Here is a 1,805-nt window from a genome sequence, read left to right on the forward strand (position 1 = left end):
GTGGTCGTGAAGCGATTCACAGATGTCTGCCTGTTCATCCGCGTCCAGCTCGTTGAGTTTCTCCAGAAGCGTTAATGTCTGGCTTCTGATAAAGCGGGCCATGTTAAGGGCGGTTTTTTCCTGTTTGGTCACTGATGCCTCCGTGTAAGGGGGATTTCTGTTCATGGGGGTAATGATACCGATGAAACGAGAGAGGATGCTCACGATACGGGTTACTGATGATGAACATGCCCGGTTACTGGAACGTTGTGAGGGTAAACAACTGGCGGTATGGATGCGGCGGGACCAGAGAAAAATCACTCAGGGTCAATGCCAGCGCTTCGTTAATACAGATGTAGGTGTTCCACAGGGTAGCCAGCAGCATCCTGCGATGCAGATCCGGAACATAATGGTGCAGGGCGCTGACTTCCGCGTTTCCAGACTTTACGAAACACGGAAACCGAAGACCATTCATGTTGTTGCTCAGGTCGCAGACGTTTTGCAGCAGCAGTCGCTTCACGTTCGCTCGCGTATCGGTGATTCATTCTGCTAACCAGTAAGGCAACCCCGCCAGCCTAGCCGGGTCCTCAACGACAGGAGCACGATCATGCGCACCCGTGGCCAGGACCCAACGCTGCCCGAATGTTCTTTCCTGCGTTATCCCCTGATTCTGTGGATAACCGTATTACCGCCTTTGAGTGAGCTGATACCGCTCGCCGCAGCCGAACGACCGAGCGCAGCGAGTCAGTGAGCGAGGAAGCGGAAGAGCGCCCAATACGCAAACCGCCTCTCCCCGCGCGTTGGCCGATTCATTAATGCAGAGCTTGCATGCCTGCAGGTCGACTCTAGAGGATCGATCCCCCTGTGCTAGGATGGTCACCTAGATCAGGAAACAGCTATGACCCCAGTGTGCTGGAAAGTCATTAACAATCGGCGGCGTAACAGAGCCAGTGTCGGCAATCGTTGACGATCTAGCGGTTGTATCTGAGCGTCAACCAACTGAACAAGAACTCACTGCTTTCCAGCACACTGGACTGGCCGTCGTTTTACAAGGTCTAGTCCGACCTAGACTCAGGGGTACCGAGCTCGAATTCTGGCGTAATAGCGAAGAGGCCCGCACCGATCGCCCTTCCCAACAGTTGCGCAGCCTGAATGGCGAATGGCGCCTGATGCGGTATTTTCTCCTTACGCATCTGTGCGGTATTTCACACCGCATATGGTGCACTCTCAGTACAATCTGCTCTGATGCCGCATAGTTAAGCCAGCCCCGACACCCGCCAACACCCGCTGACGCGCCCTGACGGGCTTGTCTGCTCCCGGCATCCGCTTACAGACAAGCTGTGACCGTCTCCGGGAGCTGCATGTGTCAGAGGTTTTCACCGTCATCACCGAAACGCGCGAGACGAAAGGGCCTCGTGATACGCCTATTTTTATAGGTTAATGTCATGATAATAATGGTTTCTTAGACGTCAGGTGGCACTTTTCGGGGAAATGTGCGCGGAACCCCTATTTGTTTATTTTTCTAAATACATTCAAATATGTATCCGCTCATGAGACAATAACCCTGATAAATGCTTCAATAATATTGAAAAAGGAAGAGTATGAGTATTCAACATTTCCGTGTCGCCCTTATTCCCTTTTTTGCGGCATTTTGCCTTCCTGTTTTTGCTCACCCAGAAACGCTGGTGAAAGTAAAAGATGCTGAAGATCAGTTGGGTGCACGAGTGGGTTACATCGAACTGGATCTCAACAGCGGTAAGATCCTTGAGAGTTTTCGCCCCGAAGAACGTTTTCCAATGATGAGCACTTTTAAAGTTCTGCTATGT

General features: G+C 51.7%; 2 protein-coding genes and 1 pseudogene. 2 read left to right on the plus strand and 1 reads right to left on the minus strand.

Translation table 11 applies throughout. The features are described from left to right. Positions 1–132 (minus strand): Rop family plasmid primer RNA-binding protein (locus tag PE36_RS24240; protein WP_072652874.1); only part of this gene is annotated, 132 nt, incomplete at its 3' end. A gap of 64 nt (positions 133–196) precedes the next feature. Here PE36_RS24240 and PE36_RS23485 point away from each other — a divergent pair. Both PE36_RS23485 and PE36_RS23490 read left to right on the plus strand, forming a co-directional pair. Beyond that, on the plus strand, positions 197–532 hold the full coding sequence (locus PE36_RS23485; RefSeq protein WP_081450183.1) for a hypothetical protein: 336 nt from the start codon (positions 197–199) through the stop codon (positions 530–532). A 1,048-nt stretch (positions 533–1,580) separates the two neighbouring features. After that, a pseudogene (locus tag PE36_RS23490) lies at positions 1,581–1,805 on the plus strand (serine hydrolase); the annotation flags it as partial.

Source organism: Moritella sp. PE36, from assembly GCF_000170855.1.
Lineage (GTDB): Bacteria > Pseudomonadota > Gammaproteobacteria > Enterobacterales > Moritellaceae > Moritella.

Coding starts and splice junctions, on each gene's coding strand:
- PE36_RS23485 (WP_081450183.1), top strand. CDS start 197: ATGCTCACGATACGGGTTACTGATGATGAACATGCCCGGTTACTGGAA.